Origin of the sequence: Cupriavidus sp. WGlv3 (assembly GCF_023952475.1) — a bacterium.
Classification (GTDB): domain Bacteria; phylum Pseudomonadota; class Gammaproteobacteria; order Burkholderiales; family Burkholderiaceae; genus Cupriavidus; species Cupriavidus phytorum.
The window spans coordinates 417,933-443,064 of record NZ_JALHRX010000002.1 but is presented as its reverse complement, the minus strand read 5'-3'; the positions used below and the strand labels follow the sequence as shown (position 1 = coordinate 443,064).

General features: G+C 70.0%; 22 protein-coding genes. 11 read left to right on the top strand and 11 right to left on the bottom strand.

Annotated features, from left to right (window positions below; genetic code table 11):
• Positions 1-141: 141 nt before the first annotated feature.
• From MKD38_RS05415 to MKD38_RS05400, 4 genes are all read right to left on the bottom strand, one after another.
• Complete coding sequence (locus tag MKD38_RS05415; RefSeq protein ID WP_252675046.1) at positions 142-1,524, bottom strand: hypothetical protein; 1,383 nt, start codon at positions 1,522-1,524, stop codon at positions 142-144.
• A 9-nt stretch (positions 1,525-1,533) separates the two neighbouring features.
• Positions 1,534-2,355: a hypothetical protein gene (locus tag MKD38_RS05410; RefSeq protein WP_252675044.1), complete on the bottom strand. Its 822-nt coding sequence runs from the start codon at positions 2,353-2,355 to the stop codon at positions 1,534-1,536.
• Positions 2,356-2,419: 64 nt separating this feature from the next.
• Positions 2,420-2,905, bottom strand: coding sequence for a hypothetical protein (locus MKD38_RS05405; protein ID WP_252675041.1), 486 nt, complete (start codon positions 2,903-2,905; stop codon positions 2,420-2,422).
• Positions 2,889-3,611 carry a penicillin-binding protein activator LpoB gene (locus tag MKD38_RS05400; RefSeq protein WP_252675040.1) on the bottom strand — a complete coding sequence of 241 codons (723 nt, stop codon included), beginning with the start codon at positions 3,609-3,611 and terminating at the stop codon, positions 2,889-2,891. The genes MKD38_RS05405 and MKD38_RS05400 overlap by 17 nt, the downstream gene beginning before the upstream one ends.
• A 320-nt stretch (positions 3,612-3,931) precedes the next feature.
• Here MKD38_RS05400 and MKD38_RS05395 point away from each other — a divergent pair, with 320 nt between their 5' ends.
• Positions 3,932-4,627: a response regulator transcription factor gene (locus tag MKD38_RS05395; protein ID WP_252675039.1), complete on the top strand. Its 696-nt coding sequence runs from the start codon at positions 3,932-3,934 to the stop codon at positions 4,625-4,627.
• Between the two features lie 7 nt (positions 4,628-4,634).
• Positions 4,635-6,512 carry a sensor histidine kinase gene (locus MKD38_RS05390; RefSeq protein WP_252675037.1) on the top strand — a complete coding sequence of 626 codons (1,878 nt, stop codon included), beginning with the start codon at positions 4,635-4,637 and terminating at the stop codon, positions 6,510-6,512.
• Between the two features lie 13 nt (positions 6,513-6,525).
• Here the strand turns inward: MKD38_RS05390 and MKD38_RS05385 are convergent, their stop codons facing one another.
• Complete coding sequence (locus tag MKD38_RS05385; protein ID WP_252675035.1) at positions 6,526-7,746, bottom strand: MFS transporter; 1,221 nt, start codon at positions 7,744-7,746, stop codon at positions 6,526-6,528.
• Between the two features lie 106 nt (positions 7,747-7,852).
• Between MKD38_RS05385 and MKD38_RS05380 the strand changes: the two genes are divergently transcribed.
• The 3 genes from MKD38_RS05380 (at position 7,853) to MKD38_RS05370 (ending at position 12,385) form a co-directional block, all read left to right on the top strand.
• Complete coding sequence (locus tag MKD38_RS05380; protein ID WP_252675034.1) at positions 7,853-8,872, top strand: LysR family transcriptional regulator; 1,020 nt, start codon at positions 7,853-7,855, stop codon at positions 8,870-8,872.
• A 109-nt stretch (positions 8,873-8,981) separates the two neighbouring features.
• Positions 8,982-10,244, top strand: a complete 1,263-nt coding sequence (locus MKD38_RS05375) for a phospholipase D-like domain-containing protein (RefSeq protein WP_252675033.1) — start codon at positions 8,982-8,984, stop codon at positions 10,242-10,244.
• 188 nt (positions 10,245-10,432) lie between these two features.
• Positions 10,433-12,385 (top strand): methyl-accepting chemotaxis protein, encoded by a 1,953-nt coding sequence (locus tag MKD38_RS05370; protein ID WP_252675032.1) that lies wholly within the window; start codon positions 10,433-10,435, stop codon positions 12,383-12,385.
• Between the two features lie 10 nt (positions 12,386-12,395).
• Here MKD38_RS05370 and MKD38_RS05365 read toward each other — a convergent pair whose 3' ends face one another.
• The gene (locus MKD38_RS05365; protein ID WP_252675030.1) at positions 12,396-12,605 is read right to left on the bottom strand and encodes a DUF2905 domain-containing protein; all 210 of its coding nucleotides are present in this window, start codon (positions 12,603-12,605) and stop codon (positions 12,396-12,398) included.
• 452 nt (positions 12,606-13,057) lie between these two features.
• On the opposite strand from MKD38_RS05365, the gene MKD38_RS05360 reads away from it, so the two are divergent.
• Entirely contained in the window at positions 13,058-14,437 is a 1,380-nt protein-coding gene (locus MKD38_RS05360; protein WP_252675028.1) for an MFS transporter, read from the top strand.
• Between the two features lie 26 nt (positions 14,438-14,463).
• On the opposite strand, the gene MKD38_RS05355 is transcribed toward MKD38_RS05360, so the two are convergent.
• Positions 14,464-15,417, bottom strand: coding sequence for a LysR substrate-binding domain-containing protein (locus MKD38_RS05355; protein ID WP_252675023.1), 954 nt, complete (start codon positions 15,415-15,417; stop codon positions 14,464-14,466).
• 94 nt (positions 15,418-15,511) lie between these two features.
• On the opposite strand from MKD38_RS05355, the gene pcaH reads away from it, so the two are divergent.
• From pcaH to pcaDC, 4 genes are all read left to right on the top strand, one after another.
• Complete coding sequence (gene pcaH / locus MKD38_RS05350) at positions 15,512-16,213, top strand: protocatechuate 3,4-dioxygenase subunit beta (RefSeq protein WP_252675022.1); 702 nt, start codon at positions 15,512-15,514, stop codon at positions 16,211-16,213.
• Positions 16,214-16,217: 4 nt separating this feature from the next.
• On the top strand, positions 16,218-16,799 hold the full coding sequence (pcaG, locus tag MKD38_RS05345; RefSeq protein ID WP_252675021.1) for a protocatechuate 3,4-dioxygenase subunit alpha: 582 nt from the start codon (positions 16,218-16,220) through the stop codon (positions 16,797-16,799).
• Positions 16,800-16,867: 68 nt separating this feature from the next.
• Entirely contained in the window at positions 16,868-18,265 is a 1,398-nt protein-coding gene (locus MKD38_RS05340; protein WP_256504682.1) for a 3-carboxy-cis,cis-muconate cycloisomerase, read from the top strand.
• A 19-nt stretch (positions 18,266-18,284) separates the two neighbouring features.
• Positions 18,285-19,460 carry a bifunctional 3-oxoadipate enol-lactonase/4-carboxymuconolactone decarboxylase PcaDC gene (pcaDC, locus tag MKD38_RS05335; protein WP_252675020.1) on the top strand — a complete coding sequence of 392 codons (1,176 nt, stop codon included), beginning with the start codon at positions 18,285-18,287 and terminating at the stop codon, positions 19,458-19,460.
• An 8-nt stretch (positions 19,461-19,468) separates the two neighbouring features.
• On the opposite strand, the gene MKD38_RS05330 is transcribed toward pcaDC, so the two are convergent.
• Entirely contained in the window at positions 19,469-20,356 is an 888-nt protein-coding gene (locus MKD38_RS05330) for a helix-turn-helix domain-containing protein (protein ID WP_252675331.1), read from the bottom strand.
• 126 nt (positions 20,357-20,482) lie between these two features.
• Between MKD38_RS05330 and pobA the strand changes: the two genes are divergently transcribed.
• A complete protein-coding gene (gene pobA / locus MKD38_RS05325; protein ID WP_252675018.1) occupies positions 20,483-21,652 on the top strand; it encodes a 4-hydroxybenzoate 3-monooxygenase in 1,170 nt (389 codons plus the stop codon).
• Here the strand turns inward: pobA and cobA are convergent.
• From cobA to nirJ, 3 genes are read right to left on the bottom strand one after another with little or no spacing between them, the layout of a single operon-like run.
• Positions 21,646-22,422: a uroporphyrinogen-III C-methyltransferase gene (gene cobA / locus MKD38_RS05320; protein WP_252675017.1), complete on the bottom strand. Its 777-nt coding sequence runs from the start codon at positions 22,420-22,422 to the stop codon at positions 21,646-21,648. The two genes, pobA and cobA, sit on opposite strands and share 7 nt — an antisense overlap.
• Positions 22,423-22,454: 32 nt before the next feature.
• Complete coding sequence (locus MKD38_RS05315) at positions 22,455-23,963, bottom strand: nitrite reductase (RefSeq protein ID WP_252675016.1); 1,509 nt, start codon at positions 23,961-23,963, stop codon at positions 22,455-22,457.
• Complete coding sequence (gene nirJ / locus MKD38_RS05310) at positions 23,960-25,123, bottom strand: heme d1 biosynthesis radical SAM protein NirJ (protein ID WP_252675014.1); 1,164 nt, start codon at positions 25,121-25,123, stop codon at positions 23,960-23,962. The genes MKD38_RS05315 and nirJ overlap by 4 nt, the downstream gene beginning before the upstream one ends.
• Between the last annotated feature and the right edge of the window lie 9 nt (positions 25,124-25,132).

The window sequence follows — 25,132 nt, the reverse complement described above, 5'->3', positions numbered from 1 at the left end:
GCTTCTTCTCCAGGTCCGCCAGCTCTATCGGCTGACGCCGGGGCATTGTATGCGTACATCTTGCAAAATCCAACAGAACTGCCAAAAGCGCCGCAACGGTCGAGAAAATCAGGCTGGCATCCCCCGAACGGGTCTGGAGCGCTATGGTGCGAACGGCAGCGCCAGCAATTCGTTGCGCAGCGCCGCGTTGGCGCGTTCGCGCCCGGACTCGACCGGTTCGGCCGGCCACGGCGAGGGGTTGGCCACGCCGCCGTGCTCGCCGTCGAAGGCGGAATGTTCGCGGCCCCAGGCCAGCGAGCAGTCGCCCTGGCGGCCTTGCAGCAGCGCCGCGCGCGGCTTGCCGCCAGTAGCGGGGCTGAACTGTACCGCCGGCTGAGCCAGCGGGGCCGCCAGCGCCTCGATGTAGACGGTCTTGGGCAGGGACGCCCAGTAGCGGGTATCGGCCTCGGCATTGGCCGCGCTGGAGAGCGCCCCGGCGGCGAGGCTGAGCAGCGAGCCGGCCGCGCCAGCGGCACCGAACCCCTGGGCCAGGCCGGCGTTGCCGCTGTTCGCGCCCGACAACGCCGCCTGCACCAGGCCAGCCGACAGCGCCCCGGTGGTGTCCGCGAGCGTGGCCGTGCTTTCCTTGAACACCGCCTTGCCGTCCAGGATGCCCTGGATTGGCCGCCCACCACGGGTCAGCGCGACCCGGTCCAGGCTGGCGGCGGTGCCCGCGGCCAGCGGCTTCACCTGCGCGCCGTAGCCGATCCTTGGCGCGCCCGGGGCCGCGCCTTGCGGCAGGAAGCCGAGCAGGCTCCTGGTCTCGCCGAGCGTGACCTTCTCCGGCCCGAGGCCGGCCTCGAACAGGCTCAGGTGCCGCGGCAGCGCGCCACGGGTTTGCGCGTAGAACGGCTCGGCCGCACCGGCCGCACGGGCTGCCAGTTCGGCCGCGCGCGCGGGGTCGCCGGCGCATTGCGAGGCCCATGCCGCCAGCCATGCCATCAGCGCAAAGCTGCCGTGGCCGCCGTCAGGCTGTTCGTATTGCCCGAAGGCGTTCTGGATATCGGCCTGCAGGAAGGCGGCGCGGGCGTTCTGGTAGTCGCCGGCGTGCGCGTAGAGCAGGCCGCGGTAGTAGAACGTCATGGCGCGTTCGTACGGCTCGCCCTTCCAGTCCTTGACGCTCTCGGCGGACCACAGCGAGCGCGCCTGCCGGGCATGGGGGTCGTCGGCATAGACGCGCAGGATGCGTGCCGCGGCCATGTCGAAGGCGCGCTCGGCCAGGCGCGGCCGGCCGGCCTCGATCGCGGCCAGGCCGAGCAGGTCGAGGTTGAGCACCGCATTCCATTCGCCCTCCATGTACAGCGTATGCAGGATGCGCTGGAGCTCGGCGGGCTTGTCGGCGACAAAGCGGTCCGCCTCGGCCGCGAGGCGCTTCCCGTCGCTGCCGAACCAGGCCGCCGCGCCGGACAGTGGCGCGGCCAGCGCCAGCGCCAACAGCGCCGCGCCGGCGCGCCGCCATGCCGCGGCCGTGTCGCGAAACCGCACCGGTGCTCCTTACTGCTGCCGCGCCAGCGGCGCCGCGGTTTCGCGCAGGTCGGCCAGTTCCGCTTCGTCCGGCAACTGGTAGCGCACGTGCATGGTGAAGCCGACGGCCTGGCCGGGCTCCAGCACCAGCCGCTGGAAGCTGAACTTCTGCACCTGGTCCAGGCGTTCATGCCGCATCGGCACCGCTTCGTCGGAGCGCGAATAGTTGTCCATGGCGAGCGTCACCAGCGACAGGAACGGCAGTCCGCCCAGCACGCCCTTGACCATGGTCTGGTCGGTGTACTTGTTGGCGCTGCCGAGCTTCACCAGGTCCAGCTCGGCGGGCAGCAGGTCATAGACCGTCAGGTCGCCGCGGAAGGCCTTGTCGCCGCGGTTGAAGGCGAGGAAGTGGATGGTGCGGTTGAACTCGTCCGGGTCCTTGCTGTGCAGGTCCAGCAGGATCTCGCGGCGGATGAAGTCGCCGCGGTGCAGTTCGCCCTTGATGAATTCGATGCGCGGCGCGTCCTTGCGGTTGACCGTGAGCTGCTGCCGCCTGACCTCGGCCTGCGTCACCATGCCGTCTTCATACAGGGTGTAGACCAGCGGGGTCGACGCCACCACGACCTTGTTGCTGCCCGGCGAAACGGCGACGGTATCGCCGACGTTCAGGCCCGCCAAGTCAGCCTTGCCGGCCACGTCGGCGCGCACCACGGGCGCGCTGTCGCCGCCGGTGCGGATGGATTTCAGCGCCATCGGCGGCGCGGCGCAGCCGGCGGCAAGAAGGGCGGCAAGCAAGGCGGCCAGCGGCGTGGCGAGCGAAGCAAAGCGTGGCATGAAGTGGGCAACGGTCATGGCTGGGGCATGAAAAGGCGTTAGAGGATGTCTGTGCGGCTGGCCAGGGGGCGGCCAGGGGCGGTCATGGCCGCGCGGGCCCGGACAGCACCGGATAGTGCTGTCCCGGCCGGTAGGGCTGCTGCGCGCGCTGGGCGTCCAGGATTTCCAGCGCGGCCGGCACCGAACCGGCCATGACGGCATGCTCGGCGTAGTCGGCCTGCGTGCGGGGCGGCAGCACCAGCGCGCGCCAGGCGCTGGGCGGCTCGGTCGCGGCACCCGGCTGCGTCGCGCGAAAGCGCGTGCGCACCAGCAGCGCGACGTCGAATTCGGTGCAGTTGTGCAGGCCGGCGTGGACCGCGCCCGGTCCACTGGCGCTGGGCGCGGCGCCGGCTTCCGGCACCGCCACCATGGCGGCGAGTTCCGGCGACAGGAACGAGACCGGCAGGGCCGGGCGCGCGCGCTGCTGCTGCCACGGCGTGCAGCCGGTATGCGCGGGCGGCGTGACAGCGCAGCCGGCCAGCAGCGATGCCGCGGCGAGCGCGCCGCAGCGGCTAGCGATAGACCACATCGTCGGCCGCGGCGCGCTGGAATGCATAGATGTTGCTCCAGACCAGTTCGCCGGTTTCCACCTCGACCAGCTCGAACGAGATCTGCATATAGCGCTGCACCATGCCGGTGGCGGCGCTGCGGCTGTCAAGCGAACCGATCCGGCCCGACAGGCTGTAGTCGGCGCCCAGGCGCGCGCGGGCCAGGCCCAGCGTGCCGGCGTCGGTGGCGCCGCTGCGCTTGGCCTGGCGTTCGCGCTCGACCAGCGCGGTCTGCGTGCTGACAAACTGGATGCGCGCCTGCGCGGCGCGGTTCAGGCTGACGCGCAGACGGTCCACGATCAGCTGGCGGTCCAGCGGCTGGGCGCTGTCGTTGACGAAGTTGGCGCCGTCCAGCGCAATGCGCGGGCGCTTGCCGTCGCGGCCGGGCGCGAAGCGCGGCTGCGCCAGGATGTCGCGCATCATCTGGTCGGCCATGGCGACGATATCGTGGCCCTCCAGGCCCACGCCGGACACCGCGCCCTTGCGGCCGGTGTCCAGTTCCATGGCGGACACGCCGGCGGCGTTCGGCGCGGTGGCAAGGCATCCCGCCAGCAGCGCCACCAGCCCGCATGCCGCCATCCCGCCAGCCAGCCGCAGCGCGGCCGTTGGCGGGATGGCGCGCGCGGCTTTCCCCTCTGCTTCCCCGATTTCCCGTGCGGCCGGTGTGCCGGCTGTCTTGTCTGTCACGGTCATGCTCCCCGTATTCCCGTCATGGCGTTGTTGCCCGCGCTGCCGGCCGTCATCCGGACGGGCGGGGCTGTTTTGCCGCGATCATAGGAGCGGGCCCGGCCCGCCGCCTCCCCTGAATATGGGATGGGCAAGACCGTGCGGCCGTGCGATGGGTACGGGCGGCGGCGTTTACCCTGAACGGATCCGCCGGGCCGTCCGCGTGCGGGCGGGATATGTCAGAATCCGCCGTCGTGCCGGCGCAACCTGCCCCGCCAGCGCACCGCGCGGCAACACAGGGGGCAGGGGCTCGCATCGCGGCGTGGCTCGGGAAAACAGGCATGGCAAGCACAACAAGAGTCCTCATCGTCGAAGACGACCCCCTGGCGCTGCGCCGGCTGGTGCAGGCCGTCGACCTGCATGCGGCGGATGCCGCGGTGGCGGGCTGCGCCTCGACCGTGGCGGAGGCGCTGGCGTGGCTGGCGCGGCACCAGCCCGACGTGCTGCTGTGCGACCTTGGCCTGCCCGACGGCAGCGGCATCGACGTGATCCGCAACGCGCGCGAGCGCTATCCCGCCTGCGAATGCATGGTCGTGACGGTGTTCGGCGACGACCAGCATGTGCTGGCCAGCATCGAGGCCGGCGCCATCGGCTACCTGCTCAAGGATGAAACCACCGACCGCATCGCCGCCTCGATCGGCGAACTGCGTGCGGGCGGCTCGCCGATGAGCCCGCTGATCGCGCGCCAGGTGGTGAACCGGCTGCGCGGCGCGCCGCCGGGGGCGGCGGCGCGCGATGCGGGCGCTGGCGCGGGTTCCGGCCCGGCTTCCGGCGCGGTAACGCTGTCGGTGCGCGAGAACGAGATCCTGGACCTGATCTCGCGCGGCTATACCTACGCCGAAACCGCCCGCTACCTGGGGCTGAGCGTGCATACCGTGCAATCGCACATCAAGAATATCTACGGCAAGCTGGCGGTGCGCTCGCGTGGCGAGGCCGTGTTCGAGGCGGCCAAGCTCGGCCTGCTCAAGTCCCTGTAAGCGCGCCATGCTGCCCTGGCCGCGTTCTCTGCGCACCGTGCTTGCCGTGCTGCTGGCGTGCGCCAGCCTGCTGCTGCCCGGCATGGCGGCGGCGGACACGATGGCGCTGGCCGCGGCCACGCGCTCGGCCACGCTCGCCGACGGCACCGTGCTGCCGGCGCAACCGCTGACGCTGCCCGACTACTGGGACCGGGTGATGCCGGGCAAGTCCGGCACCGTAGTCTATGAACTGCGCTTCGATCGCAACTGGCCGGCGGCGGCGCCCGGGGGCTTGTTCGTGCCATGGGCCGGCGGCAGCTACGAGGTGCGCCTCAACGGCGTGCTGATCGCCGCCGGCGGACGCCTGGACGCGCCGGCGTCGGCGCTGGCCAAGCGCCCGTATTACGTGGCCGTGCCGCCTGAGCTGGCGAACACGCACGGCAACCAGCTGCGCATCACCGTGGCCGCGCGCGCCTATGCGCGCTCGGGCCTGCTTCCGGTGACGGTGGGTCCGGCCGCCGAGGTGCGCGCGCAGTATGAGCGGGCCTTCCTGCTGCGCGTGGTCGGCCCGCTGATCGCGGCGGTGCTGAGCGTCGTGCTGGGCGGCCTGGCGCTGCTGATCTGGTGGCGCCAGCGCGATCCGCTGTTCGGCCTGTACGGGCTGGCCGAGGTTGCCTGGAGCGTGCGCCTGCTCGACTACTTCGTCGATGACCTCGCCATCCCGGCGGAAGTGCGCGGCTATATCGTCGCCGCCGCGCGCGAAGTGTTCCTGGGCGCCATCGCCAGGTTCTGCCTGCTGGTGATCCGGGTGCCGTGGCGCTGGCTGCATCGCACCCTCAACGCCTACCTGTGGCTGGCGCTGCCGGTGATCGCGCCGCTGGCCGCCATCTCCAGCCATCCGCTGGTGTTTCCGCTGAGCTGGCTGCTCAAGGTCGGCATCATCCTGACCGTGGCGGGTGCGATGGTGTGGGGCGCGTTGCGCCGGCCCAGCCGCGAGGCGACGTTGCTGGCCGTCACCGTGGGCGTGTCGGCGGTGCTGTTCCTGGCGGACTGGATCAAGGTCTGGCTGACCGGCGACTATTACTGGGTCCATTCGATGACCCGCTATGTTTCGGTGCCGTTCAGCGTGGTGATGGCGTGGATGCTGGTGGAACGCTACACCAGCGCGGTGCAGAGCCTGCAGGACGCCAACCAGGTGCTGACCGAGCGCATCGCGCAGCGCGAGGCCCAACTGCGCGCGGCCTTTGCGCGCACGCAGAAGATTGCCGCCGAGGAAACCGCGCTGCGCGAACGCGGCCGCATCCTGCGCGACATGCATGACGGGCTGGGCAGCCAGCTGGTCACGACCTTGTCGATGCTGGAGTCCGGCAAGGCCAGCGGCCCGGAGGTGGCCACGCAGGTGCGGCATGCGCTGGATTCGCTCAAGCTTTCCATCGATGCCATGCAGGACACCGGTGGCGACCTGGCCGCGGTGCTGGGCAACCTGCGTTACCGGCTGGGGCCGCGCATCGCCGATGCCGGGCTGGAGATCCGCTGGGAGGTCGAACGCCTGCCGGCGCTGCCGCATTTCTCCGCGCGCAAGGTGCAGGAGCTGCAATACCTGCTGCTGGAAGGCATCACCAACGTGCTGCAGCACGCGGCGGCGCGCACGCTGACTGTGACCGCCCAGGCGGACGCGCAGGCGATCCGCATCACGCTGGCCGACGACGGCCGCGGCTTCGATGCCGAAGCCACGCGCGGCGGACGCGGGCTGCGCAATATGCAGGTTCGCGCCGCGGCGATCGGCGGCCGCCTGCGGATCCGCTCGGCGCCCGGCGGCACGGCGCTGACGGTGGAGGTGCCGCTGGCGCCGGCGCCGGGCGACGAGGCGGGCACGCCCGGGGCAGGGGTCGCGCCCGCGGCGTAGGGCTGGTTCCGGCTCACTGCGCCGCGCGCTGCGGCAGCAGCCGCACCGCCAGCGCCGACAGCGCCGCGGCGGTGGCCAGCGCGGCCACGCCGGTCCAGCCGAAGCGCGCCAGCACCAGGCTGCCGAGCGCCGCGCCGGCGGCCATGCCGGTGAACATGCAGACGAACAGCACCGCATTGAGGCGGCTGCGCGCGCCCGGGTCGATGCCATAGACGATGGTCTGGTGCGCGACCAGTGCCACCTGCACTCCCAGGTCGAAGCCGATGGCGCTGGCGCCGATCAGCCACAGCTGCGCCTGCGGCGGCACCAGCGGAGTCAGCAGCATGGCGGCAAACGACAGCGCCGCCAGCGCCGCGCCCGCGCGGGTCACCCGTTCCGGGCCGCCGCGGTCGGCCAGGCGGCCGGCCAGCGGCGCACCGAGCGCGCCGGCGGCCCCGGCCAGGCCGAACGCGCCGGCGGCCTCGCTGCCCAGGTGGAAGGGCGCGCCATGCAGCATCACCGCCAGCGTCGACCAGAACGCGCTGAAGCCCACCGCAAGCAGCCCCTGCGCCAGCGCCGCGCGGCGCAGCGCGCCATGCTCCTGCCACAGCGCCGCCAGCGAGGCCAGCAGGGCGCGGTACGGCAGCGTCGTGGCCGGGGTAAAGCGCGGCAGCTGGCGCCGCGCCACCAGCGCGACCGCGGCGATGCTGGCCGCCGCCAGCATGAACATCGTGCGCCAGCCGAAGTGCGCGGCGACGAAGCCGCTGACCACCCGCGACAGCAGGATGCCGAGCAGCAGCCCCGTCATCACCGTGCCGACCACCTTGCCGCGCTGCGCGGCCGGCGCCAGCGCCGCCGCAGCCGGCACGATGTCCTGCGCCAGCGTCGCGGACAGGCCCACCACCAGGCTCGACACCAGCAGCATGCCGATGCCCGGCGCCAGGCCCGCCAGCAGCAGCGCGCCGACCAGCGCCACCGCCTTGGCCACGATGATATGGCGGCGGTCATAGCGGTCGCCCAGCGGCGCCAGCAGCAGGATGCCCAGCGCATAGCCGAGCTGCGTCAGGGTGGGGATGGCACCGGCGGTGGCGTCGCTGGCGTGCAGGTCGGGGGCCATCACGCCGAGCATGGGCTGGCTGTAGTACAGCGAAGCCACCGCCAGGCCGGCGCCGGTGGCAAGCAGCAGGACCAGGCGCGCTGGCACGGCAGGGCTGGCCAGCGTGGCGGCGGGCGAGGTTGCGGGAACAGGGGACATAGCGGGTTTGCGCGGTTCGCAAAGAGGTTGGGATGGCCCGAAGTGTTGTCCACGCGCGCCGAATCTGGTAGACGTGCGGGGTGAACAATGGCTATACGAGACGCGTATGAAAGGCCAGCCAGCCACCAACCCGAGCGCCGCCGCTGCCGCTACCCGCGGCGCGCCCGGCGCCGACCGCATCGACCTGATGCAGACCTTCGTGCGCATCGTCGAGGCCGGCAGCCTGTCGCTGGCCGCCGCGCAGCTGCAGACCACCCAGCCCACCATCAGCCGGCGCCTGCAGACGCTGGAGCGGCTGCTGGGCGTGCGCCTGCTGCAGCGGTCCACGCATGCGATGAAGCTGACCGAGGACGGCGCGCGCTGCTATGAGCGCGCGCGCGAACTGGTGGCCGACTGGGCCCGCTTCGAGGCCGACGTGCGCGGCGTGGGCCACGCCCCCAGCGGCACGCTGCGCGTGGTGGTGCCGCACGCGTTCGGGCAGGAGGTGCTGGTGGGCCCGCTGGCGGACTACCTGCGGCGATATCCGCAGGTCGCGGTGGAATGGCTGCTGCACGACCGCACCCCGGACTTCATCGCCGAAGCGATCGATTGCGCGATCCATGTGGGCGAGGTGCATGAACCCGGGCTGGTGGCCGTGCGCCTGGCGGAAGTGCCGCGCGCGGTCATCGCCGCGCCGTCGCTGTTCGACGGCAAGCCGCTGCCGCGCCGCCCGCAGGACCTGGAAGGCCTGCCCTGGCTGGCGCTGCGCACCTTCTACCGCAACGAGATCGTGCTGCGGAATCTGCAAACCGACGCAAGTCACGGCCTGTCGTTCGCGCCGCGCATGAGCACGGACAGCCTGTACGCACTGCATGCGGCGGCCCGGCTGGGGCTGGGCGTGGCCGTCGGCTCGTCGTGGATCTTTGCCGACGACATCGCCAGCGGCCGGCTGTTGCACCTGCTGCCGCAATGGCAGGCCGATCCGTTGCCGATCTACCTGGTCTATCCGCATGCGCGCTTCTATCCGGCCAGGCTGCGCTTGTTCGCCGACGCGATGCGGCAGGCCATTCCGACCGCCGGCATGGTTGAACGGGCGCGCGTGCCGCGCGAGCGCGGCGCGGGCCGGATGCCACAAGCGCGCCGATAACGCCTATCCTGTATCGGCCACTTCCTCCGCCGCGGGCAACCCCGCGCCCCCACATCATGGTGCCTGCGTGATCCGCCGCGTCTTTCCCAGGTTTCGGACAAGGGGCCGCATGTTCGCGTTTGCCGCCGCCGTCGTGTTGCTTGCCCTGGCGGGCATCGTCGCCTACAACCTGGTCGGCGGCGAGAAGCGCATCGAGCGCCGCCTCGACCGCCTTTACAGCCTGGAAGACCCGCAGTTCGCGCGCGAACTGGGCGTGTTACTGGGGCCGCCGGTGGTCGACGGCAACCGCTACCGCGTGCTCAGGAACGGCGACGAGATCTTCCCGGCGATGCTGGGCGCGATCCGCGCCGCGCAAAAGACCATCAACTTCGAGTCGTATATCTACTGGTCGGGCGATATCGGCCATGAGTTCGCGCAGGCACTGGCCGAGCGCGCCAGGGCCGGCGTCAGCGTCAAGGTGTTGCTGGACGCGGTCGGCAGTTCCAAGATCGACAAGGGCGCGCTCGAACTGATGACCCGTGCCGGCGTCGATGTGCGGCGCTACCATCCGGTGCGCTGGTACACCATCGGCAAGCTCAACAACCGCACCCACCGCAAGGTGCTGGTGGTCGACGGCCGCATCGGCTTTACCGGCGGCGTCGGCATCGCGCCGGAGTGGACCGGCCATGCGCAGGATCCCGGGCACTGGCGCGATACGCATTTCGAGGTGGAGGGCCCGGTGGTCGGCCAGATGCAGTCGGTGTTCCTGGATAACTGGATCAAGGTCAGCGGCGCGGTGCCGCACGGCCCCGACTACTTTCCCGAGCTGCCGCCGGTCGGCAATGGCCGGGCGCAGATGTTCAGCAGTTCGCCGACGGGCGGCAGCGAGAGCATGGCGCTGATGTACCACCTGGCGATCACCGCGGCGGCGCGCACCATCGATTTGTCCGCGGCGTATTTCGTTCCCGACGCGCTCACCGAGAAGGCCCTGCTGGCGGCGCTGGCAAGAGGCGTCAGGGTGCGGGTGATCGTGCCGGGCGAGCATATCGACTCCGAAACCGTGCGCTCCGCCTCGCGCGCACGCTGGGGCGAACTGCTGAAGGCCGGCGCGCTGATCGCCGAGTACGCACCGACCATGTACCACTGCAAGGTACTGATCGTCGACGACCTGCTGGTCTCGGTGGGATCGACCAACTTCGACAACCGCTCGTTCCGCCTCAATGACGAGGCCACGCTCAATATCCTCGACGCGGCGTTTGCCGCGCAGCAGACGCGGATCTTCGAGGAAGACCTGAAGCTGTCGCGGCCGATGACCTATGAGGCGTGGCTCAACCGTCCATGGCAGGAACGATTGCGCGACCGACTGGCTTCGCTGATCGGCGCACAGCTGTGAGCGGGCCGGCAATGACGAAAAGACGGCCCTCCAACAGGGCGCCATGCCCCTGACTGGCGCGCCGTTTGCCCCACTTCAGCGCTTTTGCCGCACCGGATTTGCGCATCGTCAAAAACCCGGACATTTGCGCTTCAGCACCGCCAAACCGGGCCGATAGCAGGGGAAACCAAGCCCCTCTGCGACGATCCATGCCCGCCCTGTTCCTTCCCGCCGAGCGCCTGATGGCGCGCCTGAATATCCGACGCAAGCTGGCATTGATTGCCGTGCTGTTCCTGGTGCCCCTGGTCGGCGCGCTGTCCGTGGCGCTGCGCGACGCGGCGCAAGCGCGCGACACCACCAGCCAGGAAATACGGGGGCTCGGGGTGGTCGGGCACGCGCTCGACTTCATGCGCGAGACCCAGGTCCGGCGTGGCGCCGCGCATGCGGTGCTGTCGGGCAATACCGCTTTCCGCGCCACCTTCGACAAGGCCGACGAAAAGGCGGCGGCCAGCCTTACCGCACTGGTGCGCAGCATCGCGCAGAATCCCGGCTTTGAACTCGCGGCCGGCATGCGCCAGCTGGAGCAGGACTGGCAGCAATTGCGCGGGTCGGGCCTGGACACCACGGCAGGGCCGCTGTTCGAGCGCCACAGCGCGCTGGTGCGGCAGACGCAGGCGTACATCGCCGACGTGGCCGAGCGCTCGCAACTGGCGCTGGACAGCGAGGCCGGCTCGTACTACCTGGTCAGCCTGCTGACGGGACCGATGCCGCAACTTGCCGAACAGAGCGCGCTGGCGCGCGGCCGCGGCGCCGGCATCATCGCGCAGGGGGGCTATGCCGATGCCGCGCAGCAGGCGGCGATCGGGGCCCTGGCCGAACAGATCCGCGCAGGGCTGGACACGATACGGCGCGATATCGCGCGCGTCGGCAAGGCCGCACCTGCTTACCGCTCGCGCATCGATGCCGCGCTGGCACGGCTGGACGCGATGGACCGTTTCCATCGCACGCTGCAGATGCGCATGCTGGGCGCGGCCGGCATCGACATCGAGGCCAGGGCCTATTTCGACGAAGCCACCGCCGCCATTGAAGGCGTGGCGGAAGCCAGCCGCGAATTCGCCGCGATCGCCAGCGGGATGCTGGCACAGCGTGCCGCGGCGCAGGCCCGGCAGATCGCGTGGCTGGCCGGCATTGCGCTGTTGACGGTGGGCGCCGCGTTCTACCTGTTCATCGGCTTCAGCCGCGCCATGCGCACCGACGTGCGCGAGGTCGCCGCGATGGTCGCGCGCATCAATGCCGGCGACCTGACCGCGGGGCTTGCGGTGCGCGGCCGCGACGAGCTCAGTGAAATCAAGCGGCACCTGCTGGCACTGGCGGCTGGCTGGCGCACGCTGATCGGCGACACCAAGGCCGGCGCGCACAACGTGCTGGCCGCGGCGGGCGAGATCGCGCAGGGCAATATCGACCTGTCGCAGCGCACCGAGCAGCAGGCGTCGTCGCTGGAGCAGACCGCGGCCAGCATGGAGCAGCTGACCGCCACCGTGCAGCAGAACGCCGGCAATGCCGCGCAGGCCAGCGCGCTGGCGCGCGAAGCCTCGGCCGCGGCGCGCGCCGGCGGCGACGCGGTCGGCCGCATGCAGCAGACCATGCAGGCGATCGACGCCGACTCGAGGCGCATCGCCGACATCATCGCGGTGATCGACGGCATTGCCTTCCAGACCAATATCCTGGCGTTGAATGCGGCGGTGGAAGCGGCGCGCGCCGGCGAGGCCGGCCGCGGCTTCGCGGTGGTGGCCAGCGAAGTGCGCGGGCTGGCGCAGCGCGCCGGCGCCTCGGCCAAGGAGATCCGCATGCTGATCTCGCAATCCGGCGAGCGCGTGGCCACCGGCAATACGCTGGCGCTGGACGTTGCCGCGACCATGGCCGGCACCGTCGCGGCCATCGGCCGGGTCACGGCGATGATGGACGAGATCAGCCAGGCCTCGCGGGAGCAGAGCAGCGGCATCGGCCAGGTCAACCAGGCGGTGGCGCAGATGGACCAGGTCACGCAGCAGAACGCCGCGCTGGTGGAACAGGCCGCGGCCGCGGCGCAGTCATTGCGCGAGCAGGCACTGCAGATGCAACGGGCGGTGGCGGTGTTCCGCACCGGAGTGCCGGCGGACTGATGGCGCGGGGTCAGCGCCGCAGCAACCAGATCACCACGGACACCACCACCGACACCAGGATGCAGGTCGTGATCGGCAGGTAGAAGCTGAAGCCGTCGCGGACGATATGGATGTCGCCGGGCAGGCGGCCAAGGCGGTCGAACGGCAACTTCGACAGCCAGGGCCAGGCGGCACCGGCGGCAAGCAGCGTGGCGCCCAGGATGAGGAGCAGGCGTTGCATTGGGATGGGAGAGCGTGAGGCCAACTTGAGCATTTGACCGCTGGGTTGACGCGTTGATTCCAGCCTGCCGCCCGCGCCAGCTGGCCAGACTCGCCGGATTTTACAGATGCCTGGAATGTAAATTGAAGGCTGGCGCTTTTGATATGAAATTTCCTTATTCAAATCCACGTGTCAGGTGGAAAATTTCACGGCTACATAAATCCGTGGAAGAAAATATCTGCGAACAGGTCTTGTAGCAGATCGAGAGCCGGGGAACACCGAACTGCTGGTGAATCGCGGCGCCGAAGCCCCGGCGCCTTTTGCCGGGTTAACGCCAATTCTTGGCCCCGATGCCCGTTGCCTAAGATGCGTTCAATTAGAGAACGTTAGTTCGCTATTAGAACAATGGCGTAGCGCCAGTCGTGCCTGCTTGCAGGTGGACCGCGCGATTTCCACGGCAGACGGAGACAACAGTGCCTCAATCCCTCCACACCAAAGCTGGCGTCGCGGACGTCCAGGCCCTGATCGACGGACAGCGATTCACTGGCTACCAGTGGCTCATTCTTGTGCTTTGCTTCCTGGTGGTAGCCGTCGACGGCTTCGATACCGCCGCCATCGGCTATATCGCACCGGCGCTGGTGCAGGAGTGGGGGATCGAGAAATCGGCCCTCGGGCCCGTCATGAGCGCGGCGCTGTTCGGCCTCGCCTTCGGCGCGATCTTTGCCGGCCCGCTGGCCGACCGCATCGGCCGCAAGAAGGTGCTGGTGTTGTCGGTGTTCTTCTTTGGCGCCTGCAGCCTGGCCACGGCCTTCGCGCCCACGCTGGGCTGGCTGACGGTGCTGCGCTTCCTGACCGGCCTGGGTCTGGGCGCTGCCATGCCCAACGCCGTGACCCTTACCGCCGAGTTCGCGCCGCAACGCCGCCGCGCGGTGCTGGTCAACACCATGTTCTGCGGCTTTCCGCTCGGCTCCGCCGCCGGCGGCTTTGTCGCCGCCGCGATGATCCCGCACTTCGGCTGGCACAGCGTGCTGCTGCTCGGCGGCATCGTGCCGCTTGCGCTCGCGCTGCTGCTGGTGGTGCTGCTGCCCGAGTCGGTGCGCTACATGGTGGTGCGCAACTATCCGGCCGAGCAGATCCGCCGGTTGCTGCGGCGCGTGACCGGCGCGGACGTGGGCGCAGCCAATACCTTCATCATCGGCGAACCGGCGCCCGCGGGCCGCTCCGGCGTCGGCACCGTGCTGGCGCCCGGCTATCGCCTCGGTTCGGCGATGTTGTGGTGCACCTACTTCATGGGCCTGGTCATCTTCTACCTGCTGACGAGCTGGATGCCCACGCTGATGAAGGACGCCGGCTTCTCGATCCAGCACGCGTCATTCCTGACGGCGCTGTTCCCGCTTGGCGGCGGCATCGGCACCATCGCGGCCGGCTGGTTCATGGACCGCTTCAATCCGAACAAGGTGATCGCCATCACCTACGCCGCTACTGGGGTGCTGATCTACGCGGTGGGCCAGGGCACCGGCAGCCAGGTGCTGCTTGGCGTGCTGATCTTCCTCGCCGGCACCGCGATGAACGGCGCGCAGTCGTCGATGCCTTCGCTGGCGGCGGCGTTCTACCCGACGCAGGGCCGGGCCACCGGGGTGGCGTGGATGCTTGGCATCGGCCGCTTCGGCGGCATCACCGGGGCGTTGCTGGGTGCCGAACTGCTGCGCCTGCAGCTCGGCTTCGACACCATCTTTACGTTGCTCGCCGTGCCGGCATTCCTGGCCGCCGGTGCGCTCGTGGTCAAGCATCTCGGCGGCGGCCGTGCGCCGGGTGCCGACGCTGCCGGCAGCGCAGGCGTGGCCGTTCACTGAGGCCTTACTGACCCCTCATTGAGCCTTCACTGAGCGGCAAGCGGCCTGGCCGCGGCGCGGATGCAGTCGGCCAGCGCTTCGGCCATCGGGCTGAGCGTGCGGTCGCCGTGCCGCAGCAGCCCGATCGGTTCCTCGGTGCCCTGCGTGTCGAGTGGCAGCAGGACCAGCTCGTCCTCGGCCACCGCGCGCTGCACGGCGGACAGCGGCGCCGCCCACACGCAATCGCTGTGGCGGGCCAGCAGCCGTCCGAGGTAGGCATCCGACGTTTCCACGCATCCGCCCGGCAGCGGCAGGCCATGGCGGGCGAGCAGGCTTTCGGTGTTGTGGCGGGGGATCGAGCCCGCGGCGGGGATCACCAGCGGCCATGCCAGCACGTCAAGCAAGGTCGGCCGCGATACGGCGGCAAGAGGGTGTGCGGGACGCACCGCTAGCGCCAGCGAGTCCGGGCCCAGCGATTCGAACCACAGGCTTTCCATGGCCACCGGGTCATCCATCCGGCCAATGACCAGATCCAGCACGTCGGCCTTGAGCTGGTCGATCAGGCCGCGGTTCATGCCGGTCTGCACGGCCAGCCCGACCTCCGGGTGCGCGGCACGAAAGCGCAGCAAGGCATCGGTCAGCACCGCCGGCACAATGCTGGGCAGTGCGCCCAGCCGGATGCGCTCCCGGGGCTGCGCCTGCTCGCCGGCCATGCTGTCGGCCGCCGCGTCGATATCCGCAAGAATGCGCAGCGCGTGGCGCAGGAAGCGCGTGCCGGCCGTGGTCAGTTCCGTGCCCGCGCGCTGCCGCACCAGCAGGCGTGTGCCGGTCAGCTCCTCCAGCTCGCTCAGGGTCTTGGACACGGCTGGCTGCGTCAGCCCCAGACGGTCGGCGGCGCGGCCCAGGTGCTGGGTCTGCGACACCGCCACGAAGCAGTAGAGGTGTCGCAGCCGCACGCGGTTGCGGAAGATTTCGAGCGGGGGCCGGGCGGTGGGTTTCATGTCTGAAAGTTATCGTAATTCTCATAAAACTTAATTTACATGACTTTATGTGTTGCCTAAAGTCGTGCCATTCCAACGACAAGGAGACTGCGCCATGACCCGCCTTGCCCAATATCGCCGTCCCTACTGGGACACGCAGCCCGAATACCGCTTCGATCCCTATGCTTCCACGGAGAAGCGCGCGCCCGGCCAGCCGCTGATTGCGCTGCCGCAGTCGTTGTCCGAAGTGACCGGTCCCGCCTTCGGCGCCGAGTTCGTCCGTGAGGGGGACAACGATCTCACCATCGGCCACGGCGGCGAGCCCATCGGCGAGCGCATCCTCGTGACCGGCCGCGTGCTGGACGAAAATGGCCGGCCAGTGCCGAACGCGCTGATCGAGGTGTGGCAGGCCAACGCCGCCGGCCGCTACGTGCACAAGCGCGATCAGCATGACGCGCCGCTCGACCCGCACTTCTCCGGCGCGGGCCGCACCGTCACCGACGCCAACGGGCATTACCGGTTCAAGACCATCAAGCCCGGCGCCTATCCCTGGCGCAACCACCACAACGCCTGGCGGCCGCAGCATATCCACTTCTCGCTGTTCGGCAACGCCTATGCCACGCGCCTCGTCACGCAGATGTACTTCCCCGGCGATCCGCTGCTGCCGTTCGACCCGATCTTCAACTGCGTGCCGGACCAGAAGGCGCGCGACCGGCTCATCGCCAGCCTCGACTGGGAGACCACCCGGCCCGAATACGCGCTCGGCTACCGTTTCGATATCGTGCTGCGTGGCCGCGATGCCACGCCGATGGAGTAAGACCATGCTTTATGCCACCGCATCCCAGACCGTCGGCCCCTACCTCCATATCGGCCTGAGCGGGCTTGACTGCGCCGACCTGACCGCCAGCGCGCCGGCACTGGCCGGCCAGCGCATCGTGATCGAAGGCCGCGTTACCGACGGCAATGGCGAACCCGTGCCGGACGGCATGGTCGAGATCTGGCAGGCCAATCCCGCCGGCCGCTACCGCCACGCCGAAGACACGCGCGAACTGCCGCTGGTGCCCGGCTTTACCGGCTTCGGCCGCGTGCCGACCGAGGCCGACGGCTCGTTCCGCTTCGTCACCGTCAAGCCGGGCGCCGTGCCGGGTGCTGACTGCCGCCCGCAGGCGCCGCACATCATGGTGTCGGTGTTCATGCGCGGACTGGTCAGGCATGTCGCCACGCGCATGTACTTCCCGGACGAGGCCGCGGCCAATGCAGCCGATCCGGTGCTGGCGCTGGTGCCGGCCGGGCGGCGCGGCACGCTCGTTGGCAAGCATTCCGGCAACGATGGCGGCAACGGCATGCTGCGCTGGGATATCGTGCTGCAAGGTCCAGGGGAGACGGTGTTCTTCGATATCTGACCCGCGCCGCTGGCGACAGACGCATAATCCGTTGGTCGTCATCGCCACGACCCCTATCGATCGCCCCCATGCCAACCGTCACGCGTCTCACCGACCCCATGTTCGGCAGTCCCGCAATGCTGGACATCTTTTCCGACGCCGGCACCGTGCAACGCATGCTTGCGGTCGAGGCCGCGCTCGCGCGCGCCGAAGCGCAATGCGGCGTGATCCCGGCCGCTGCCGCGACAGTCATCACCGAGGTCTGCCGCGACCTCGACGCCATCGACCGCGACGCGCTGGCGCAGGCCGCGGTCGCTGCCGGCAATCTCGCCATTCCCTTCGTCAGGCAGCTGACCGCCGCGGTGGCGGCGCGCGATGCCGATGCGGCGCGCTTCGTGCACTGGGGCGCCACCAGCCAGGACATCATCGACACCGCGCTGGTGCTCCAGCTCGTGGAGGCGCTGCGCTGGCTCGATACTGACCTGGTACGCCTGGGCGAACACTGTGCCACGCTGGCCAGCGCGCATCGCGCGACGCCGATGGTGGCGCGCACCTGGCTGCAGCATGCACTGCCGACCAGCTTTGGCTGCAAGGTCGCCGGCTGGCTCGACGCGCTGCGCCGCGACCTGGTTCGTCTTGACGCAGCGCGCGCGCAGGCCCGCGCGCTGCAGTTCGGCGGCGCCGCGGGCACGCTCGCCAGCCTCGGCGACGCCGCGCCCGGCGTAGTCGCCGCACTGGCCTGTGAACTGGACCTGGCCGCACCGGTGCTGCCGTGGCATGCGCATCGTGACCGCATGGTCGAAGTCGCCACCACGCTCGGCATGCTGACCGGCACGCTCGGCAAGATGGCACGCGACCTCTCGCTGCTGATGCAGACCGAGGTGGCGGAAGTGGCCGAGCCCACCGGCCCAGGCCGCGGCGGTTCCAGCACCATGCCGCACAAGCGCAATCCGGTCGGTTGCGCGGCGGTGCTGACGGCAGCGGTGCGGGTGCCGCCGCTGGTGGCCACCATGTTGTCCGGCATGGTGCAGGAACACGAGCGCGCGCTCGGCGGCTGGCAGGCGGAATGGGACACGCTGCCGCAGATCGTCACGCTGGCCGCGGGCGCGCTGCGCCAGATGGGCGAGGTGGTGGCGGGGCTGCAGGTCGATGCGGCGAGCATGCGTGCCAACCTCGATCTCACGCACGGGCTGATTCTCGGCGAGGCCGCGATGCTGGAACTCGGCGGCCGGATCGGGCGACTGCAGGCGCACCAGGTGGTGGAGCGCGCCTCGCGGCGCGCCGTGGCCGACGGCACCAGCCTGCGCGATGCGCTGGCCCTCACGTTGCAGCAGGATCCTGCCCATGCGGGTCTGCTCGACGACGCCACGCTCGACCGCCTTGCCAACCCCGCCAACTACGCGGGCCAGTCATCGGCCTTCGCGGATGCAGCCGTGCAGGCCTGGCAATCCGCGCTTGCCGAACGCGTCGCACGCGGACTGGCCTGAAGACTCTCAGGAGACTGCATTGCCCTATCTCGATCACGCCGGTGCCCGGCTCTTCTACACCGTCGACGGCCCCGAATCGGCACCGGCCATCGTCTTCTCCAACTCGCTCGGCACCGACCACACCATGTGGGAGCCGCAGGCCGCCGCGCTGGCCGGGCGTTTCCGCGTGGTGCGCTACGACACGCGCGGCCACGGCCGCTCGACCGCAGCCGGCGATGCCTTCACGGTTGAACAACTCGGTCAGGATGTGATCGCCATCCTCGACGCATTGGGCATCGGCCAGGCCGTGTTCTGTGGCCTGTCGATGGGCGGCCTGACCGGGATGTGGCTCGGCATCCATGCGCCCGAGCGGTTCTGCCGCATCGTGCTGGCCAATACCGCGGCAAAGATCGGCAACGCTGAGGCATGGAACGCGCGCATCGACACCGTGCTGCGCGACGGCATGGGCGTGATGGTCGCGCCATCGATCGAACGTTGGTTCACGCCGGGGTTTGCCGCCACCTCGGACCGCGCGCTGGACGGCCTGCGCAGCGTGCTGGCAGGACTCGATCCGCGTGGCTATGCGGCCAACTGCGCGGCGGTGCGAGACGCAGATTTCCGCGAGGCGGTGTCGTCGATCACGGTACCGGTGCTGGTCGTCGCCGGCAGCCAGGATCCGTCGACCAGCGCGCAGGAGGGCCGCACGCTGGCCGACGCAATTCCCGGTGCGCGTTTTATCGAATTGCCTGCCGCGCATATCTCGAGCTTCGAGCAGCCCGGCCGTTTTACTGCCGCACTGATCGATTTCGTGCAAGGGCGCCTGCCCGTCACCGACGACCACGCGCGCTATGAGGCCGGCCTCTCGGTGCGGCGCGAGGTGCTTGGCAGCGCGCATGTCGATCGTTCGCTGGCGCGGCTGACGCCGCTCAACGAGGAATTCCAGAACCTGATCACGCGTTATGCCTGGGGCGAGATCTGGACGCGCGAGGGCCTGCCGCGCCATACGCGCAGCCTGCTGACCATCGCCATGATGGTGGCGCTGAACCGCCCGGAAGAACTGAAGCTGCATCTGCGCGCAGCTGCCAACAACGGCGTGACGCGCGACGAGATCAAGGAAGTGCTGTTGCAGACCGCGATCTATTGCGGTGTGCCGGCGGCGAATTCGGCCTTCCACATGGCCGAGGAAATCTTCGCCGGCATGGACAAGCCAGCCTGACCGATCGATCAACGCACCGCGAACGCCGGCAGGCGCGCTCGCCCCGATTGCCGGAACTCCGTGGGTGCCTGTCCCACCAGCCGGGCGAAGAAGCGCGAGAAGTACGCCGCATCGGAGAACCCTAGCGACAGCGCGATGTGCTTGATTTCCAGGTCGCTGAAGAGCAGGTCGCGCTGCGCTTCGGCGAGCACGCGCGCGTGGATCAGCTGCAGGGCGGACTGCCCTGACGCCTGGCGGCACACGCGGTTGAGCTGCGTGGCGGTGATGCCGATCGCGCCGGCGTAGTAGCCGATCTCCTTCTGCTCGCGGTAGTCCGATTCAAGGAGCTGCTGGAAGTGCTGGAAGTGCCGCGCTGGCCGGCTGCTGCTGCGCGCGGCCGCCGGCTGGTCGGTATTGGCCAGCCGCGCAATGCCGATCAGCACCAGCGTCAGCAGCGCCGACAGCGACGCCCCGCGCCAGGCGGACACGGCTTCCATCTCTCCCCGAAACAGCGCCAGCGCACCCGCCAGCACGTGGCCGCGCCGCACGCGGTCATGACGCGGGTGTTCGAACAGCGGCAGCGCATCCGGCACACCGGCCAGCAGCGTGCGCAGGTGGCTGTCGGTCATGGTGACGACCATGCCGTCGGTGTCCGGCGCAAACACGAAGCCGTGGATATGCCGCGGCGGCATCGTCACCAGCGAGCCGCTTCGCAGCGGCTCGCGGCGCTCTTCGAGCAGGGCTTCGCCGCCACCCGCATGGATGTACAGAATTTGCAGGAAGCGCTCATGCCGGTGGGGTTTGATCTCCCACCCATGCAGGCGGCTGCGCGCGGCGATGGACTCGAAATGCAGCTGGTCGGACAGCAGCTCGGACGAATTCACGCCGTACAGGGAGTAGGTCGGGACAGGTATCACGGGGGCGTCAGTGTTTACCAGCAATGTTCCGATTGTCCAGTCCTTGGTTCGGTCTGTCCATTCCGTGGCGGGCGTTCGGCAACTATCGTTAGCGCCACCAGATCGATACGCAAAAGGAGACAAGACATGCGCACCCAGGTTGCCATCATCGGCGCCGGCCCCGCCGGCCTGTTGCTCGGACAGTTGCTCGCCAGGGCGGGCATCGACAATATCATCGTCGAGCAACGCAGTCCGGAATACGTGCTCGGGCGCATCCGCGCCGGCATCCTCGAGAGCGTGACCGTCGATGCGCTGGACCGCGCGGGCGTGGCGGCGCGGCTGCATGACGAAGGGCTGGTGCACGACGGCATCGAGCTGTCGTTCGATGGCCAGCGGCATCGCATCGACCTGCACGCGCTGGTCGGCCGCAGCGTGACCGTCTACGGCCAGACCGAGGTTACGCGCGACCTGATGGCGGCACGGCAGGAAGCGGGCATCACCACGGTCTATGACGCGCAGGAGGTCAGCCTGCACGACTTCGATGGCGCCAGGCCGCTGGTCCGTTACCGCAAGGACGGCGTCGCGCACGAGATCCACTGCGACTACATCGCCGGCTGCGACGGCTTTCACGGCGTCAGCCGTCAGAGCGTGCCGGGTGCCGCCACGCAACTGTTCGAGCGCGTCTATCCGTTCGGCTGGCTTGGCGTTCTCTCGGACACACCGCCGTTAGCGGACGAACTGATCTACGCCAGCCACGAACGCGGCTTTGCGCTGTGCAGCATGCGCTCGCGCACGCGTAGCCGCTACTACGTACAGGTGCCGTCGAGCGAGCGGGTGCAGGACTGGTCCGATGAACGCTTCTGGGACGAACTGCGCCGCCGCCTCGATCCGCAGTCGGCGCAGTCGCTGGTGACGGGCGCGAGCATCGAGAAAAGCATCGCGCCGCTGCGCAGCTTTGTGTGCGAGCCGATGCGCTTCGGCAACCTGTTCCTGGCCGGCGATGCCGCGCATATCGTGCCGCCCACCGGCGCCAAGGGGCTGAACCTGGCCGCCAGCGACGTGCTGACCCTGGCCGACGGACTGATCGATGCATACCGCCATGACGACAAGCGCGAACTGGACGCCTACTCGGCGCGTTGCCTGCGCCGCATTTGGAAGGCCGAGCGCTTTTCATGGTGGCTGACTTCGCTGATGCATCGCTTCCCGGATGCGGATCCGTTTTCGTTGCGCATGCAGCGGGCCGAGCTCGATTACCTGGTGGGGTCGGAAGCGGCGTGCCGCGTGCTGGCGGAGAACTATGTGGGGTTGCCCTACTGACAGGGCTGAGGGGAAGCCACCGCCGCCAGCGCCGCCACTGCGGGCAGCGCGTCCGCAACCACCCCGCCGACCAGCACCACTGCTGGACTCGCCATGCCCGCGGCGAGCGATTCGGCGAGCGTGCCAAGCGAACCGGTCCAGCTGCGCGCGTGCTCGCTGCCGGCGTGCATCACTACCGCCGCCGGCGTGCCGGCCGCCATGCCGGCGGCGAGCAGGCCGTCGCGGATCGCGGCGAGGCGGCTCATGCCCATGTAGATCACGAGAGTAGTGCCGCCACGCACCAGCGCCTGCCAGTCGGGCGAGCCGTCGGCACTGGTATGGCCGGTGACGAAGGTCACGCCGTGGCAGTGCGCGCGATGCGTCAGCGCAATGCCCAGCGCCTGCGCGGCGGCCATGCCGCTGCTGATGCCGTTGACGATCTCGACCTGCAGCCCGTGGCTGCGCAGGAACGCGGCTTCTTCGCCGCCGCGCCCGAACAGCAGCGGATCGCCGCCCTTGACGCGCGCCACCGCGCGGCCGGCCAGCGCATGCTGCAGGGTCAGCTGCTGGATGCGCTGCTGGCTCACCGAGCAGCGCCCGCCGCGCTTGCCGACCCACTCCACATGGGTGCCCGGGCTGGCATAACCGGCCATTTCCGGCGACACCAGGTCATCGACCAGCCAGACCTCGGCCGCGGCCAGCGCGCGCATGGCGCGCATCGTGACCAGGTCCGGGCTGCCGGGGCCGACGCCGACCAGCCAGACCTTGCCGGGCTTCAGCGGTGCTTGCATGTTGAACTCCTGCAATGGATCTCGCCACGCGCTCAGTGGCTGGTGCCGGCCGAGCGCGTGGTCTTGTTGAAGACGTTGTACTTGCCGATGGGCTTGTCCATCGGCAGGCGCCTGACTTCCTGCAAGGTGGCGGCGTCATACACCACGATGGCGCCGTCGCGCTCCATCAGGCTGACCAGCGCGTAGCGCCCGTCGCGCGTGAACTCGACGTGCGCGGCGGTGCGCCCCGGGCTGGGGGTGACGCTGCCGACCACGCGCAGGCTTTGCTTGTCGATGACCTGCAGGGTGTCGCGTCTGGGGCTCATCATGGCGTCGGCCCAGGCGTAGGGCGTGCGCTCGTGGCTGCGCAGGAAAAAGCCCGGACCGTTGGTCGGCACGGTGGCGACGGTGTGCCAGTCCTGCATGTCGATCACAGTGATGCGCCCCTGGCCGAGGTCGGGCGAGGCCATCACCTCACGGCCATCGCGCTGCCAGGTGATGCCGCTGCCCAGGTGCGGCATGCCGCCCAGCGCCAGCGACGCCACCTTGCGGCCCTGCTGCAGGTCGATCACCTGGCCGCCACCCTGGCGCGAGGCGCCCAGGATATGGCGGTACGGCTGGTCGAAGAAGAAGTCGTCGAGCACCTCGTCCAGCACGATAGCGCGCGGTGCCAGGAGGGCCGAAGGCGGCAGCGGCGCGCCCGCGGCGTCGGCATACGGAATCTCCCAGACCTCGGGGATGTCCTTCAGCGCGGCGATAAAGCTGTGGCGCGGCGCGGCATCGTAGACCGCGGAGACGCGCGAGCGCTCGCCGCTGCGCCCGGCGACGTCGATCACCCGCGCCAGCGACAGATCGTCGGCATGCAGCAGCACCAGCGTGCGCGGCAGCGTGTTGCCTGCCAGCACCCAGCGCCCGTCATCGCTGACGGCCACATTGCGCGTGTTCACGCCGACCCGAATCTCGGCCACATACGCCAGGTTCCACAGGTCGTACTTGCTGACCCAGCCGTCGCGGCTGGCCATATAGACATAGCGGCCGTCGCGGCTGAACTTGGGCCCGCCATGCAGCGCGAATCGCGTGGCAAAGCGATGGATTGGCGCCAGCCGGTCGCCGTCGAGCACGGTCATGTGATGGCTGCCCGCCTCGACTACGACGAACAGGTTCTGCGGGTCGGCGCTGAACACCGGCCGCGCCGGCAGGCTACCGGGCAAGTGGTGGACGATATGGCTGGCGCGGATGGCCTGGGCGTCCCACTGCGGCGCGGCGGCGGGCGCGGTGCGCAGCCAGCGTGCCAGCGCCTGCAGCTCGGCAGCGGCGAGTGTGTCCGCGAACGGGGGCATCTGCGTGGCGGCGCGGCCGTCGCGCAGGACCGCGTCGAGCTCGCCGGCACGCAGGCGCTCCAGGCTTTCCGGCAGCAGCGCCGGGCCCATGGCGCCGAGGCGGTCGGCGCCATGGCAGGCGGCGCAGTGCTGGCCGTAGAGTGCGGCCGGGTCGGCGGCGGCTGCGGCTGGCGCGAGGCAGGCGAGCGCCAGCACGGCCAGCCATCGGATCAGCGCTGTCATGCCGCGACCTCCGCCCCTGGCGCGTGCGCGATCTCGGCATCGCTCAGGTAGCACCCCGGGTCCTCGGCCCACGGGTTGCCCGTCAGCGCAAAGGCGCGCACGCGCGTGTTCCCGTTGCAGATGGCGCGGTGCGCGCAGCCCGCGCAGCGCCCCTGCAGCGGACGCGGCGTGCTGGCCAGGCCCGCCATCAGCGGATCGGCGCGGTCGGCCCAGATCTCGCCGAACGGCCGCTGGCGCACATTGCCCAGCGTCACGTGCCACCACATCGTGTCGGGATGGACGTTGCCGAGATTGTCGATATTGGCCACGCCGACGCCGGTGGCGTTGCCGCCCCAGCGCTCCAGCCGCTGGCGCATGTCGGCGACGCGGTGCGGAAAACGGCTGGCGATCCAGTACAGCAGGTACACGCCGTCGGCGTCGTTGTTGCCGGTGACGAAGTCCCCCGCATGCCCCTGGCGCGCGCGCTGCCAGACGTGGTCGAAGAGCCAGTCCAGCGCGGCGCGGGTGCAGGCATGGCGTGCGTCGTCGGTGCGGTGGCTGCGCGCGCGCCCGGCATAGTTGAAGTGCGACAGGTAGAACTTGTCGATGCCTTCGCGCTCGGCCAGCGCCACCAGCTCGGGCAGCTGCGCCGCGTTGGCTTCGGTCAGCGTCATGCGCACGCCCACGCGCAGCCCGGCCGCGCGTGCCGTGCGCAGGCCCGCCAGCGCCTGCGCGAAGGCGCCGTCGCTGCGGCGGAAACGGTCGTGCGTGGCGGGCAGGCCGTCTAGGCTGACGCCGACGTAGTCGAAGCCCGCCGCCGCCAGCCGTGCCGCGTGGCCGGCATCGAGCAGCGTGCCGTTGGACGACAGCGACAGATGGAAGCCGAGCGCGCGCGCGTGCCCGGCAATCTCGTACAGGTCAGGCCGCAGCAGCGGCTCGCCGCCGGACAGGATCAGCGCCGGCACGCGCGCCGCGCACAACTGGCCGAGCACGTTCAGCGCTTCGGCGGTATCGAGTTCGCCCTTGAAGTCGGTGTCGGCCGAGGTGGCGTAGCAGTGCCGGCAGTTCAGGTTGCAGCGGCGGATCAGGTTCCAGATCACCACCGGGCCGGCGGGCGGGCGCGGCGGCGGCACCGGGCCGTCATCGCGCAGGGCTTCCATGAAGCGGGACAGGCGGAACATGGGTGGGGC